Genomic DNA, 16,743 nt, shown 5'->3' with positions numbered 1-16,743 from the left:
TTGCCCCGCAATCTATGTTTGATGTGGTTATGGGCCCTGAATCAAGTTCAGGGTGACGGGGTGGGAGTTCAGGGTGACGGGGTGTGAGTTCAGGGTGAAGAGGTGTGAGTTCAGGGTGATAGGGTGAAAGAGTATAGAGTGCTGGGTTAAATGGTTTCAGGGATACCATAAAAAAGCCCCTGAAGCGAAGGCGACAGGGGCTTATCACTAATACTTTCTTGTTATCGTCTGCGACGTACTAGAGCAGGGAGAACAAGTAGCAATAGGAATACAGGCATTGAACCGCTTGAGGTGCGAACCGTTCTGGTTTCTACACGTTCAATGATATCCGTTTCCTTTGTTGGTACTTTTACTGCTACCACTAATATGCCAGATGCGTTAGCGCCTTGCTCATCTGCCACGATATAATTGATAGTCACTTTACCTTCGCTGTTTAATGCAGGCTTAAAGGTGATTGCACTATCTGTAAAGGTCACTTCACCGGAGTCAGCTGTCGCACTGATAAGCGTCAACCTACTACCTTCAGGATCAGAGTCATTATTTGTCACGTCAACGGTCACTGTGTCGTTATTAAACACTTCAGCCACATCATTCATGGTAACAGGTGGTTGATTCTGCAGTTGAGCTTGTGCAACCACACGGACCACTACAGTTGCAGTACTTGTCCCGCCTTGACCATCACTGAGAGTGTATTCGATGGCATCAATACCGACAAAATCCAGCGCACTTATATACTGTAAGCTCGAATCAGCATTAATACTCACGACACCATGCACTGCTGTTGCGTTAACTATATAAAGAGTGTCGTTATCGGCATCAGTGTCGTTTGCTAGTACCTCCAGCATTACCGACTGATTAAAAGTAACTTCCAGTGTATCGTCGACTGCAACCGGCGCTACATTGTCACTTTGCACAACACTAACGCCACCTGGGTCAACAATTTTACCGTTTTTAATACCATCGGCATCATATTCACCACCGTCTACCAGTGTTAGCCTTACACACCATGCACCTTCAACCAAACCTTCCTGCCAGCTACTGTCATTAATACTTGGACAGTAGCCATGTTGGCCAATGGCTGAATGCAGTGCGTTGCCATTTTGCGCAGAGAGTGTGACCCATCCTTGATTTGGCAGGTGCTTACGATATTGCGCATTTGCAGGTATTGCAGCTTGCTGTGGTAATACAATTTTGACGCTGTCCATACCGCTTGGTACATCAACTACAAAGTCAAAAATACCACCGCGATTTTCCATACCATCATCCGCAGAAATTAAACCTGTTTGCGCTGCTTCATCGGCGTTGAGCGAGGCTGCATTTTTGTTGCCTCCAAGACTCAAGCTACCTAGTGACATGCACACACCTGCTTCAACTTCAATTAAACCAGAATCCCAGTTATTGCCAGAAGAAGGCAGAATGTTACATTGTGCGTCAATTGGGTCTAAGTAGTTAGGGATACCATCGGCATCTTCATCCCCAAAGCCTTCTTGCGCATCATTAATGAGATCGCCATCTGAGTCTGCATTCATGTCTAATGCCGGTTGTTCTAGAACCACCTTGAATATCACACTTTGTGTATCAAATAGGCCAGCATTATCAGTCACTTTTGCACTAATTTGGTAGACACCGGCAGAAAGCGTAGAAGCATCGATGCTGAACTGAGTTGGATCAGTACTTTCATTGCTCAAATCTGTTGGTGCCGTCCACTCGATGGTATGAGTGTCCGTACTATTTTGATCTATCACATCAGCTGTAATTGTGATTGGACCTTGCTCTGCGACCACAATCGAACGTACTTCATCTTGTTGTATCGCATTTAGAGTCAGTGTTGGTGCAATGTTCGACTCGACGATTGTAATTTCATGGCGCTGTTCAGCATTTGCATTTAGTTCACTGGTGTCCAATGTGATCACAACAGTTTCGTCTGCATCGTTAACATCATCAAGCACAGTTTCAATAGAGATGTGGCCCTGTGTACCTGACTCGATAGTGATCTGGCCTAATACTGACGCGTAGTCTTCTTCACCCGCAGTGCCTGAAACTGTATAGTCAATCGTGAGTGGATATGTAAAATGCTCACCACTGAGCACTACAGGTATTGTCGCCGTTTGACCTTCAACAACAACTTGACTTGGAGATGGTAGGCTTACCATTGGGCGTACATTGACCAACTGCGCAACTTTTTCACACACATTGTCAGTACTACATGCCTGCCAATACACTTTGTTTGCACCTGAAGGCAAGAAGTTGTTGCCCAGTAACTCAACTGCGATAGACTCACCGTTGCTATCAACTGCTGTGGCTACGCCTAAATCAACCTTAGTAAGCAGCCCTGTTGCATTAACTGTCAAATCAGCCGGCACGGTGATCACAGGTGCAAATGGTTGTTCTTGACGCAGCTCCAATACAGCTTCTGCGCGACCGCCAAACCCATCAGAAATGGCATAACGAACCTGAGCGACACCATTGAATGTGTCATTGCTGCTAAATACAATCTGGTTGCCTTCAATCAACGCATGACCGGCATCGGTATTTACAGCTACCAGTGACAGTGTGTCACCATCTGGATCGCTGTCATTGTCTAACACTGTTATTGTTGCTGATGATTGACCTTCAGCCAATTGCACAAAGTCATCTTTGGCAACAGGTGCTAGGTTGGCTGTACTAATTTGTACATTTACCGTTGCCTGCGCAGTGTCAGTGCCATCACTGATAGAGTAGCTGATAGTCGCATGGCCCGTATTCAATGCAGGTGCTTGGTATTGAAGTACATTTCCACTAATTTCAACATTACCTATATTCGCATCTGCCGAAGTAATATGAAGCGTATCACCATCGATGTCAGAATCATTCGCAAGTACGTTGATGTTGGCTTGTAGTTTTGCAGAGACAATAGCTGAATCGTTAACTGCTGTCGGCGCGTCGTTTTGCGGTGCAATTGTGATAGCAACGTGCGCACTTGCGCTAAGCCCGGCATCATCACTGATCTCATAAGTGATTTGTGCTGTGCCGTTAAAGTTTTCAGCAGGCGAGTAGGTAATTGAAGAGTCTGAATAAGCCACTTGGCCAAGGCCTGAGGTGAGTGTTGCATTAGTGACTTTTAAGCTCGCAGTATTTTCGTCGCTATCGTTACTCAATACAGAAACCGTCACGCTGTGATCTTCAAGTGTATTAGCAGTGTCATCAATCGCGATAGGCGCTCGGTTTTTGGCAATAACATTGACAGAAATAGTTGCACTTGCCGTTTCACCATTACCGTCAGCGATGGTATAGCTGATCGTTGCCTGTCCTACGAAGTTTGCACTTGGTGTAAAGCTTACTTGAGCATCAGAATAGCTTACGTCACCTTCGCCTGAGATGAGCGTCGCGGCGTTGATGATTAGTGGATCAGAGTCTGCATCAGTGTCATTTGCCAATACGTCAATCGAAATGCGCTCACCTTGCACCGCATCAGCGGTATCATCATTTGCAACTGGTGCTTGGTTGTCAGGTAGTACATTGATTGCTAAATCAAAATCAGTGACAACTGGGTCGTGATCAGACGAGCGATAAGGAGAGTCTGAGAACCATTTACTTTGTTGATCTTCAGATTTGCCTTCTGTGTTGTAGTCTAGGCCAGCAGCTTCATCGGCATTTATATGCCAGTGCATTGATTGCACAATGCGTTCCATTGAATCGTTTGCTGTTAACATGTGGTCCAAACTACCAGCTACACCGCTGAAGTAGTATGAATAATTGTCACCAACGCCTTTTTCAATGCTGATATTTGTGAAGCCAGCTTTGTAAAACTCAAGCATCGGCGCTTCATGTGTATAGGCATTAAAGTCACCTAAAATGGCATAAACAGGAGAATTTGTGCTCTCACTTGATTCAACATTTGTTTGGGTAAGCGCTGCAACGACCGTTTTTGCAGCTAAGATACGTTGGCCATTACATGCACCTTCTACTGTGTCGTCCATGTCTGCACCACATGATCCACCTTTAGAGCGGAAATGATTCACAACGACACGGATATCTTTCCCACCGTTGATTGGCTTGAATGTTTGCAGCATAGGTGGTCTATGTGCCCGTGTTGCTTCATCAAATGGCGCCTCCGTTATGACGTGAGCGCTTCCTTGAGGCACAACACGATTTGCACGATAAATAATGCCAACAGTGACTGCGTCTGTACCAACTTGTTCTAACTGAGGATTTATAAACGCCCAATCATTCACATCATCGCGTTCATTCAGGCCATCAATTAGGTTCTTGATAGCACTGCTGTCGCCGTAACCATTGTTTTCGATTTCCATCAGGCCAACAACATCAGCATCTGATGCCACAATTGCACGGATCACTTTACTACGTTGACGGGTAAACTCTTTTTCATTGTTTGCACCGCGACTGTTAAAGTTGACGAAGTAGTTCATTACGTTAAAGCTGGCAACACGTATATGCTGTTCTGACTTACGTTCGTAAGGTCTAGTGCGACGAGTATTGGACGGTTCAAAGCTTGGCAAGCTGGTTGGAATAAGCTTGTAATTGCCATAAGTGTAGTGGATAACCCCAGACATGTTAGATACTTGGTCGCCAGAGCGGAGCGGCGAATCTGCACTAAAGCCCGGATAGTAACTGATTTCTTCAGGGTTACTTTGTGTTGAGTTGTCATCAACAAGTAGACTGTTTCTTGCGTTTAAGTCAGCAAGCGCTGAGCGTCGAGGGTCGTCTTTAGGGTACTTGTTGGTAGGTTGCATTCGCATGCCTTGAGACAAGTAAATCTCACCATATTTAGTAAAATTATGGCTAAGCGTTACATGTAACTTCTGTGGCATTGACACCCACATACCTTCAAGTGACTCTTGGTCAAAGCCTGCTGTAAACGGCAGATTCACTTGTGTTGGTGTGACTTGCGTTAACACATTTGTCGCACAAGAAAGCGTATTTGTCACAGAGCTAATTTGTGTTAAGTCATACTTTTCAACAACATTACCCAAGACACGAACTTGCTCACCCACTGTGACCTTTGTATTTGTATCAGCAACAAAAATACCTTCAGATGTAGCGCTGTCAGAATCCGCATGTTGATCTTCTTCTTGAATGAAGAAACCGCCATGTTGTCCTGCATCTTGGAATGCAGCTACAACTACACCTTCAATCACAACCGACTGATCTACCAGTGGGCTGGCAGTTCCATTACCTTGAATTGCACTAATTAAAGTAGCAGGGTCATTACATACACCAATCTCGACTTGAGGTGGTGGAGTTCCACCATCAGTACCACAGGCTAAAACGCCGCTACAGCCAAGGCCATCGGCAGTATTTTTCTCGAAACCTTCCCATTCAACACTTGGGTCAAAGCCATCATCTAAGGTTGTATCACCAGAAGTGATCCCCTCTTTGCGGCGCAGGGTTTTATCTTTGGTCGAAGTGTTACCGCTGCCCCATGCGCTACCAGGGTCCGTCCCAACTTGACCAAATACATCGGCAATTTGACCATCAACAGTCAGTACCAATGCATCATCACCATTAAAGTAAGTGATGGTGCTCGTGCTGTCTTGACGGCTCTTAATTTCGTCATTTGCACTGCTGTTGGCAATAACATGTGTTTCGCCATGTTTTAGCTCACCAGATAGCGTGTGTGTTCTTAGCCCTTCGGTAGACAGTGGTTTACCATTGTCTGCCAATGTGATTGTGACACGGCTCAAATCTAGAGTCGCGCCGGTAAAATTTGTGATTTCAACCGCTTTATTGCTGCTGCTGCCTTCAATATATTCGGTGAAGATAACTTTACTCGTTTCGACCTGTTCACTGACCTGAATCGAAAACTCAGGCAGGTTCACACTATCCGTATTGCCATCAGTTACACCAATGACGATATTATTCGTCACGCCAATATCTTGAGATGATGGAGTGCCCGACAATTCGCCATTTTGCGTGTTAAATGTTGCCCAAGATGGTTTATTAGTGATTGAGAAAGTCAGCGTGTCATTGTCTTCATCGTTCGCTTCTGGTTTAAAGCGATATGCAATACCTACAATCGCACTGGTACTTGGTGTTCCAGTGATAGTCGGTGGGTTTTTAATCGAACTTGCATCTACCACTTCAATATTAAAGCTTGGTAGAGACACGGTAGATGTACCATCGGTTACTGAGATTTGGATATGTTCATAAATCGCAATATCAGCAACAGCAGGTGTACCAGATAAATGACCTGTTTGCGTATCAAAAGTCGCCCATGAAGGCTTATTTACAATCGAGAAGGTTAAAGTATCTTTGTTTTGATCAGAGGCCGTAGGGGTGAAGCTATATTGACGACCAGTCCCAACGATGAGCTCGGGCTGACCGTCAATGACAGGTGCCACGTCGCCTAACTTTGGACAAGTTTCACCGAATAGTATTTCTGCAAACTCAGGATTATCAACAAAAGGGTTGCGGTTACCTTGTTGCTCAACAATACGTTGGTGTCTATCAAGCTCTAGCTTATCAACGGTATCTTCACGATGCCAATCCATGAGGTTACAAAGCACGCCTAAAGTAGGTGAGCTACTCGCGCTAATATTGTTGACAAGCTCAAGGTCGGGCATGCTGCCGTCTGTACCATCATAGCGAACTGCCATGTAGAACATCATCCGCGCAGCATCGCCTTTGACTGCATCTCTGGGCTCAAATGAGTCGCTGTCAGTAAAGTTACCTGGGGCGCCATCAACTGGGTTACCACCATCGTCATAATCTTTGCTGCTACGGGTTGAGTTAACCTTTACATTTGTGGGTCTAAGGTGGTGAATGTCGGTGTAACCATATTGGTTTTCACTCGGGAAACCATGGGATTTTGGCCAGCTATGTTCGCGGTTCCAGTCCGTTGTACCACCGCCGTTGGTATCTTTTGACTGACTTTTTCCAGTATAAAACAACAGCACATTGTTTGAGTTATCTGGATCTTCATCGGTATACTTTAGCGCATCCCATACTTGCGAATAAGTCATTCTTTGCTGACCTTGTCGCGCAACTAAAGACAGTGCGTTTTCTAACTCAGCACCGACTTTACCAATTGCTGAAGCATAGTACGTATTGTAATCATAGTTGCTGCCCGGTTTGTCTGTAACCGTAATTGAAAAGGCTGGTAGGCTCACCGGAGCATTGAAACCATCAGATACAGAAATGATGATGTTTTCATTATTGCCAGTGTCAGATTCCGCTGGCGTGCCAGCAAGTTGGCCTGAAGCCGTATCAAAAGTCGCCCAACTCGGCTTGTTGGTGATGGAAAATACTAGACTGTCATTTTCTAAATCGGTGACATCGGGTGTAAACGCATAGTTTCGGGTTGCCTGTACGGAGGCATTTGGCGAGCCAGATATTAGTGGCGCATCATTGGTGCCAGCTGCTCTTACCAAGATTGAGAAACCGTTAAGTGCATTTGTGACTGTGCCATCGTTAACGGTGATAACAATGTTGTCGTATATGCCCATATCAGCGGCTGTTGGCGTCCCAGTTAATTTCCCTGTTGCTGTATCAAAAGTTGCCCAACTCGGCTTGTTTTCGATGGCAAACACCAGTGTGTCACCATCAATGTTGGTGACAGTTGGAGTGAATACGTATGTGTCTGTGGCATTCACTATGCCTTTTGGCTCACCACTTATCTCTGACGGGATATTACCGTCGCCGCCACAGGCTGTGATACCTGAGCAACCAAGACCGTCAAAGGTGTTTTTTGCAAAGCCTATCCATTCATTGGCTGGATCAAATGCATCATCTATGGTGATGTCACCACTTTCGATACCTATTTTGCGACGGAGTGTTTTATCTTTTGTACTGGTGTTACCTGAACCCCAGCTACTGCCTGGATCGGTACCAACTTGACCTATGCTGTCAACGATGGTGCCATTGACCATCAGCGTAAGTGCGTCGTCACCATTGAAATAAGTGGCGGTGCTGGCGATATCGCCAAGCGCTTTTAGTTCGTCACTCGCACCGTTGTTGTAAAGGACATAACTGCTGCCCGCTGCCAGAGTTCCGGATAGGGTGAGTGGGGTGACCTCATCCAACTTTTTACCATTTGCAGTTAGCGCAATACTGACGGTACTAAGATCGATACTATTGTTGCTAAAATTAGTAATTTCAAGCGCTTTGTTATTGCTGCTACCTTCGACATATTCTGTAAAGATAACGTTCGCATTTGCGTGGCCAATAACGACACTTGAACACAGCCCCATAGCGATGCAGCGGCCCAAGTATCGCAGTTTTCCACGATGCTTATTGTTAGAGTTCATATTTTTCCCGTGTGTTTATCACTCTGTTTTATCATTTGCGAGTTAGATTATTTTTAAGGGTGCAAATATTCCCATTAAAAAATGGGAGGCGAATATAATACTCTATTATGAACTTTTTATTAAAATTGCCTTAAACATAAGACATCTAATTGCAACAATTGATCGAATCTATTTATTAACACAAGTGCCGATTTAAGTATTTTAATAGGGACATTTGTCCTTGCATAACGTAATGATTAGTATGGCTTTCTATCGGGGTTGGATATCTGGGTGGCGTCAATCTCTAAGTCGTAATGCTGATTAGTTGTTGTCTAAAAAATTAACCTGTTAACAATTTTTAATTTTTCAACTATTTTTATATACAAAAAAGAACGTTCTAATTTTCACAATTGTTTACGAAGTGAGGGGTTTTTAGCCAGGTTATATGGCTTTTTTGAATGAAAAATGGTTAAAAAACCGATAATTGCAATAATGGGCGTGGTGACCATCGACAGTGCACTATAGCAAGGTAGGTTTCAAACAGCATAAGAAAGTTCTGTTAATTGGTGACGCTTTTACCTTAATTATTGGGTGTGGCGAAAGACATTACTGCGGACACTCAATAACAATGCAGCTAGAAGCGCTACATCTTTAGGCAGTAGCTTTTTGAGGTTGTACTGTCACTTATCACGCCCAACAGCGCGCTGTTAAAACGAATAGTAAAACGTATAAGGGCAGCTATAACGGTCGAGGTTAAACACCTTTACTGCATGCTTGCCCTGAAATTGCTTAACTTAGTTGATCTATATTATTAGCTCAATATGTGGGCATTTTTGGACAAGAAATTTTTTTAAATTCGCCTCGTCTTGTTCCTCTTGAAAACCAAATATCATTAGCTTTTTAGTATTGTGCTCAGAGGCATACAGGATAAGATTCATGTATTCACTGGAAAAATGATTTATGGTTAGTGTTTTGGGCTGAAGTGCCTTTATCAATTGTTTGATTACAGGTTCATGAGCCCACAGCTGGTTACTGAATCTTATATTAAATGTATCAATAGGGCCTGAATTCAGTTGACGAACTCGCTCGAATGCTGGGAAGTAAGGACATGCCAAATGCTCACTGTTTTCCAGTACTTTGTTGAAATCACCGGAAACTGTAAAAACACGGATGCTAAAATCTTTATTTAATCTAAATGAGATACGACCTTTCAATTTTTCTTTGATGCATTCAATCTCCGCATCCCAATATTCTAGTTGACCGTATGAATCCCATTCGTGAATTTCATACATGCAGAACTGCTCATTCACAACGGATTCTACGACAAGTTCTTTTATCGCAGTTGAATTGTAGTAAAAGTGTGTGTTTTCACGGTGCATACCTCGTACAAAAACATCTTCGCTTGATACTCTACCTTTTGGATAAATGCAGTATATAGTCCCTGTATACCTCTCTCCATTTAAATACATGGGCTCATCTGTGGTGCAATCGACCAAGTCATCGAGTATGGCATGTGTTGTTTTATTTAAATAAGGCGGCTCGTAATCACATTCCTTAACGCCATCTTTATACATATGCCGGCTGGTTACAACCCCATCGGTATGGCTAATCGCCATACCCGTAAACAGGCTATTGTTATAGTAATAACGCGCTTGTTTTAACTCTAAAGCCTCAAAAAGTACCATTAACAATCCGTTTGTATTCATTGTCCCACCTTGTATTTGTCCATATCCGTTCCCATGCCTACCTTATTAAAGTGCCAGTCTACCCAGCTAACGTTGATGTTCCTACCTGTCAATTTGGTAGCGCCATGCTATTTTTGTTTACACTAATTAAGGACTTTAAAATACCAGCATCCATGATAGGGTGAAGAGTATAGCTTTACATATTGATAGAGTAGTTTTTTCTCGGTTAATCTGATTTTAGTGTTGTTTTATAATATTCTGTTAGTTTTTTAGCTCTGCTAATTTTTTTATAAACCAAGGTATTATATTGGTTGGTAAATTTATATAAAATTTTGTGTTCGTTGAGCTGATTTTTAATTGGTAGCTATTAGGATGAAAGTTGAAGTTAAACGTGGAAAGTAAAAAAATAGAGTTAATGGCATTAATGTATGCCACAGTCAATGATATGCGTGAAGCGGACTGGCTAAGTGATCCTCAATATGGTAGCCCAACTACTTTGGCAGAAGAAGGTGCTTTATATGATAAGTATCAGGAGCTACTTAGCGAGTTAATAAAGTTAAACCCTGACTATATTAACGAGGATATCCATATAGTTAATCAATATGGTGAAAGTTTGTCTTTTGCGCAGGCTCAAGAGGTGATAAATATTAAAATTAACGCTTTTGATAGCGGTAATAAAAAGCGTCGGCAGATACAGGCGAAGATGCATGAACAGCAGCGATTGGAACAAGATGCCATTAAAGCCAAGCGATTGGAAGAAGATGAAATTAAACATCAACAGCAGCAACTAGCAGAATTAAAGCAATCGCTTGCGCCATGGCGATGTGTTACACCAAAGAGCGCTGTAAATGAATCACCATCTCAAAAGCATCAGCGTTTGCAATCGCTGGCTGAGCGATATGGCTTTAAGTCTTACCTAGATAGCTTTCGTGAAGTGTATCAAGCGTTGCAACTTGGTACGCCACTGGTTGAGTTGAAGCGATATACAGTGATCCCTGAAGAAGACGGCGAACTGTATTCCCTACTTTGTATTGTTGAAGATTTTGCGATTTATCAAGGGACGGAGCGAAATATTGCTGCTGGTTCGAAATTCACCCGGCTGATTGCATTAGAGTGTGAAGCAGCACAGGTGTACGAACGCTATAGCACACTGCCCAGAGGGTTCTTTTCATTGCAAGGAAAAAAACGCTTTGCAGTTAAATTGGCGACGGACTTGGCATTTCAATTAGTTGAGGCTGAGCAGGAGGTATTAATATATAAACATCTTGGAGTCGCGAAGTAAATTCTCAACCATATCTTGTTGCAAAGAGAATATTTTTCTCTCGTTTGTACGTTACCATATTTTGTCCTTGTTAACATTGTAGGGACGTGGTAGCGTGCCCCCTCCTTTGAACTGCTACAGGTAGTTCTAGTCTATTGAAATATATAAATAAAAATATTTATTTTTATCGCGTTAAAATTTAATTGAGGTGTATATGAAGTTATCAGAGAGAAGGGATTCTTTGCGCATTGTCGTAAGTAGTGTGGTGTTTTCTACTGTATTGTCGGCATGTGGCAACAATGACACTGTTGATGTGGTGCATGTCCAGGCTAAGCCGGAACAAGAACCTGTGGTCAATCAAGCTGTGGTCGTTGGAGCTGGTTTGTCTGGTTTAACCGCAGCATATGAATTAGAAAGCATAGGCTACTCTGTCACAATACTCGAAGCTAAGGACAGGATAGGTGGTCGTATAGGTACATACGATATGGGACAGCAGCACGGCGAAATGGGAGGTGAGTTTATAGATGGTCCAACCGTTCACCAAGAGGTCCATCGTTATGCCAGCTTATTTAATGTTGAGCTTGCCGACACCGGTTATTGGGGGGAAATCGAAAGTGGTGCTTATTATGTTGACGGAAAGTTAGTCAGTTACACCGACTTTGAAAATAACTTTGATACTCAAATTGTTAATGATTACAACCGTTTTTATGAAGAACTGAGTTTGCTTGCCGATGCTGTGCCTGATGCAGATGATCCTGCACTGCTCGAAAAAGCTAAGGTATATGATTTAACCACGGTACAGAGCTGGATTGATGGTTTGCAACTTCACCCAGAAGCAAAACTGCTCGCGGAGCAATATGTCAGGGGGGATTTTGATGAACCTAGTGACCTTTCTTTGTTGCACTTAGCCCAGTACGTCAAAGTGTATGAGCAGGTATCTGATGACGATGTTGAAAGTCATCGTTTTTTAAAAGGTGGCAGAGCTATGGCGCAAGCATTTGCGGATAATATCGAAGGGGATATTCACCTTAATCAGGCGGTTGTGAAAATTCAAGAACAAGGTGAGCGAGTTACAATTGATACGGTATCAGGCGCCAGCTATGAAGCCGACGTTGTGGTGGTAACCGTGCCTTTGCCAGTGTTAAACAAAATTGACTTTTCACCACGATTGCCTCAAGCAATGAGTGACGCAGCAAAAAACATTAATTATGGTTCACATTCAAAAGTATTGCTGCAGTACAGTAAACGATTTTGGTTAGAGCAAAATCTCGGTGGAGATACCGCTGTTGCTGGTGGTTTGCCAACAGGCTGGACGTGGGAAACGACCGAACGTCAAGGAGGTGAAGGGGGGATTTTAATCACTTATACATCTGGAGACTATAGTCAGATACAAAAAGATTGGACAGATCAACAAATCATAGCAGCAAGACTCGATGAGTTATCCATTATGTACCCGGGTTCTGGGCAATATTTGGTTGATTCAAAGGTACAAAATTGGGTTGCTGAAGAGTGGACTCAAGGTGGTTTTATCGCTTATGGACCAGGGCAAATAACTAAATACTGGAAGTTATTTCAACAACCTGTAGGTCGTATCTATTTTGCGGGTGAGCACACTGACACGCTTTATTTAGGGTTTATGGAAGGTGCGGTTCGTAGCGGTATTCGTGTATCTCAGCAAATTGAAGCACACATGCTTAAATAGTATCGATTGACCAATATGAAACATCAAAACAAGGTCATATAGACCTTGTTTTGATGTAAGCAATTTAAGCGGCGGTCGCTTTCTCGCAAATAGCTGGTAGATTATTCAGCAATTTGGTGACCATTTGTGCTGTTGCACGCTCTGCTGATTCAACAAATTCGCTGTCGCCGTTAGCCCAATTTGTTTTCGAGTGAAACCCTCGAACATAGAATTTATTCGGTGCTTGGCCATTAACTGTGTAGTCAACTGTCGATACAGCCATCCCATTAATGTTCATCGATTCGTTGTAAGTGTAAAGCTTGTTTAGCTTTGGTGTAAGTTCAATTGTGATATCTCGACGATGAGTCGGCAACAGTGGTGATAGCACATCTTTATGTACATTATCTAACCAGGCTTGAACGCCTGTTGCATTCACTGACCAACTTATCGCTTCTTTGTTATCACGAGCATCCGAGATTGGGTTAATGACATACTGACAATTTGATTCGGCTAGGCGTTGAGCAATTGTTTGGTGCTGCTGTTTAGTTTTTTTAGATAGCTTACCCACTTTCATCTCGACATCAGTAACAGCCATGGAATTAAAGGAGAGTATTGCAGCTGAAATTAAAATAGTTGAACGTTTTTTCATCATTATGCTTTACACCCTTTACTTAGTTTTTTGCCGAGCAGTTCATTGTGTAAGTTGATTAATGAACCATCGTTATCTCTTATTTGAACTCGGTTGCCTTCTTGAGCGGTAATAACACCTCTACTTTTATAATCACCAAGTACGTTGTATCTGGTGTATCTAGTTCCTGTAATACATGCTTCTTGATTGGCGACTTTGATATCTGCCTCAAGCATTTTTCTGATTTCAGAAAGCGCATTGTTAACAGTTGCTCTGTATAACTGTGAGTTGTTGTCTTTCCATAATCGGATTGAGTCAAGGTTACCTGTACCAATAGGATCTGAGATGAAAGTGAAAGAGTTTCGATAAGCTGGTTTAGAAACTTTTGCTTTTCCCGCTGTGTATAATGTGGCTGTTGTTTCAAATAAAACAACTTTGAAGTTGTCGAAAAATTGATAATGAGTGAACAAGTAAAGTGCAGCCTCACCTTCTTTTAAGGATGCTATTTGTGCTTTAATCTCTTTGTCGTTGAGATATTTTGACTCAGCAGTTTCTTTGGTGTCTGAGGCGTTAAATTCAGAGATTAAAACTGGGTTGAATTCTTCGACGATCAGTTTACGGAAATTTAGATCAAGCGTATCATTTAATAATGGTGCGGCAACACTGAATGCACCCATGGCTCTATCATCGTTAATTGATGAGTCAATAGCTGCTGCGATCAAGCCCCCACCTAACGCTCCAGAAGCATTTGAAAGATTAACCGCAGGTCTAACTTCGTCCTGAAGTACAAGGTTATATGTACTAGTTTGTTGTGCTGCATTTCGTGTTTCTTGTGTCATAGGAACGTACTTCATTCCTGAACACCCCTGTAATATTGCTATGACAGAGCTTATAAGTAGTGCTTTTTTCATAAGTGTTGCGTTTTTTGGTATTAAACCGCGCATCATAAAGTTTAAAAAATGTGTAGTAAAGCTGATTTGTTACAGTTTGTAAATGAACAATTCGCGCACTAGTTTATAAATAAAACCCATCACAGAAATCTATCGGTTTACTTGTGGCTTCATGAACTTTTTTTAACCTGTTTGTGTAGCGGGTTTATGGATACTTGTAAAATGGATGATTATTTTAATAATTTAAAAATATTATTTTACACTGTTTTTTGAAATATTAAATTTATCAAGTTGGCTTTTATTAGTGATGGTGAATGTTAATTGCTTTGTTTTGGCCTTTTAATCTCTGCCTTATATTGAAGGTGGTAGCTATTCAATACTTGGCCTCAAATCAAAAAATATGCTTATTAATATTGTTTTTCACAAAAGGTAATATGTTTCTTTAAGTTTCTTTTTCAGGTAATCTTCGGCTCGATTTTTAATATGGATTATATGCATGAATAAAATAACCCCGTTAGCTTTGTTACCATTGATTTTTACTTCTGCACACTCAATCGCTAATTCTCCACTTGATCCTATCACGAGTATTGATGGTTACTCGGTACAGTCAATTCAGTATGAATATGAGTCTATGTTTGATGGTGGTCATGCGGTCACAACTAGACCAATCATTTATGAACCTAGTGAGCACGTCAGTATCTTTGATATGAAGGTTTATGACGTTCCGGTTTCGTCAACATTGCAGCTCAGCTACCCAGTTTCTGAAAGAAAGATCTGTCAGCCAATTAGTGGCTTTGGAACGCTTACATGTAAAACTGGACCTATTGCCCATGCAAATATTATAAAATCAAAAGATGGTATATTTGATAAACCGGTATACTTTGTCTCTGGCCTGAGTGTAACTGCTAGCGGGATCAATAGCAGCGTTTATGAACTGGAGAAGTATTGGTCGACTTTCAAACTTAAGGATGTCTTCAAGCCTCTACTTGATGCAGGAAAAGACATCGTTTTTATCGGTTATGATACTGACACTGTGTATATAGAACTCTCAGTTGGACAGCTAATCCACTATGTTGAAACTCAGCATAAACAAGGTGATTATCACAGCACGATGATAGGTTACAGTTACGGTGGTGTTTTGGGCCGTAAAACGCTTAATCGTTTTGATGATTCAACATATCAGCACGGATTTGAAAACTATATTTCTATCGATGCTCCACATAAAGGTGCAATAATTCCGCCTTCTTTCATAGATACAGTTGCACGCATCAAAGGCCGTCTAGACGACGTAAATGAGTTGTGTAGTACTACTTTAAATATGGCTTGTAACGTGGACCAAGAAAGAGACGAAATGGGGGCTTTGCTGACCGACATGACGGATGGGGTTGCTAAAAACCTCTTGGTTACTGGTGACAACGCCAATGCTTACTTTAATGAACTCGATAGACAAGGTTTGCCGTCAACTTATAACGTGGCGTTCTCAAATGGTAGTTACACCGGAACCAGTCAAGGGCTACCACTAGGCACTGAAATGGCGAAGTTTGAAAATGACTACATAGCATATGGAACAACAGAATATACACTGAAGATACAAGATTTAAAGTCGTCTTCAACTTCACCAAATTATAAGGCGCCTTTCTACTATCGTAACTATGTATTAGAAAATGCACCAGGCTCCTATGCCATTGATGGAAATATGGTAAATTCGTTCCTAAGAAAGCCTGACGGTACAGTAAAAGACAATGTCACTATCTTGCATACTAATTTACTGAGTTCGAATAAAGCACCGACTTTCATTACTACTGACAGTGCATTGGCGTTAGATGTAAGCGATGCCGATGTGGCATTTGATCTACATAGCGTAGCAACGCCTTTTGATAGAATTTATGCAGTCGATGGAAAAAACCTGTCACATACTGACTTTACCTATCACAAAAGCTCTTTGCTTTATCAGATAAATAAGAAAGAGATTGATACGGCTATTACAGTCATAGCTTCTTCTGTCCTTTTAAAGTAATTGTATAACGACTCTATGCGTATTGTAACATGAGGTTGTAATACGCATTTTAAGGAATGACTAGATAAATATTTTATTTATCCGTTTTTATAGTTATTGATGATTTTTGGCTCTCACCCTATTGGCGACCTATTCCATCTCATTTTGCTATCCTGAATTAGGCCTAATGATGTTCAAAACAAGTATTGAGATTATCGCTATTTCGCAAGTAAGGGTAGAATTGAGCAGGTTACCTATTCGTACTATATCTTGCCTATAAACTCAAGGCTTGATATCTGCACTACACTGTATTTAGTTAGCTTTCCGGTGGAATATAATTATATAAACTCAATAATTTAAAGGTGTTAATTTTTCTA

The 16,743-nt window shown here is 41.9% G+C and carries 7 protein-coding genes; 3 read left to right on the top strand and 4 right to left on the bottom strand.

Annotated elements, in window-relative coordinates; translation table 11 throughout:
- Positions 1-221 precede the first annotated feature (221 nt).
- Positions 222-8,246, bottom strand: a complete 8,025-nt coding sequence (locus tag N483_RS07565; RefSeq protein ID WP_023401357.1) for an ExeM/NucH family extracellular endonuclease — start codon at positions 8,244-8,246, stop codon at positions 222-224.
- 782 nt (positions 8,247-9,028) lie between these two features.
- Complete coding sequence (locus N483_RS07560) at positions 9,029-9,931, bottom strand: hypothetical protein (protein ID WP_023401358.1); 903 nt, start codon at positions 9,929-9,931, stop codon at positions 9,029-9,031.
- Positions 9,932-10,289: 358 nt separating this feature from the next.
- On the opposite strand from N483_RS07560, the gene N483_RS07555 reads away from it, so the two are divergent.
- Both N483_RS07555 and N483_RS07550 read left to right on the top strand, forming a co-directional pair.
- Complete coding sequence (locus N483_RS07555) at positions 10,290-11,192, top strand: hypothetical protein (protein WP_023401359.1); 903 nt, start codon at positions 10,290-10,292, stop codon at positions 11,190-11,192.
- A 193-nt stretch (positions 11,193-11,385) separates the two neighbouring features.
- Entirely contained in the window at positions 11,386-12,873 is a 1,488-nt protein-coding gene (locus tag N483_RS07550; RefSeq protein WP_023401360.1) for a flavin monoamine oxidase family protein, read from the top strand.
- Between the two features lie 64 nt (positions 12,874-12,937).
- On the opposite strand, the gene N483_RS07545 is transcribed toward N483_RS07550, so the two are convergent.
- Together N483_RS07545 and N483_RS07540 are read right to left on the bottom strand one after the other, a co-directional pair.
- Positions 12,938-13,504 (bottom strand): hypothetical protein, encoded by a 567-nt coding sequence (locus N483_RS07545; RefSeq protein ID WP_023401361.1) that lies wholly within the window; start codon positions 13,502-13,504, stop codon positions 12,938-12,940.
- On the bottom strand, positions 13,504-14,334 hold the full coding sequence (locus N483_RS07540) for a hypothetical protein (RefSeq protein WP_155250812.1): 831 nt from the start codon (positions 14,332-14,334) through the stop codon (positions 13,504-13,506). The genes N483_RS07545 and N483_RS07540 overlap by 1 nt, the downstream gene beginning before the upstream one ends.
- A 532-nt stretch (positions 14,335-14,866) precedes the next feature.
- Between N483_RS07540 and N483_RS07535 the strand changes: the two genes are divergently transcribed.
- On the top strand, positions 14,867-16,387 hold the full coding sequence (locus N483_RS07535) for a hypothetical protein (protein WP_023401363.1): 1,521 nt from the start codon (positions 14,867-14,869) through the stop codon (positions 16,385-16,387).
- Positions 16,388-16,743: the final 356 nt, after the last annotated feature.

The organism is Pseudoalteromonas luteoviolacea NCIMB 1944 (assembly GCF_001625565.1).
GTDB classification, from domain to species: domain Bacteria; phylum Pseudomonadota; class Gammaproteobacteria; order Enterobacterales; family Alteromonadaceae; genus Pseudoalteromonas; species Pseudoalteromonas luteoviolacea_F.
Note: the sequence above shows the minus strand (reverse complement) of the source record. Positions and strands in the feature narration are given on the sequence as shown.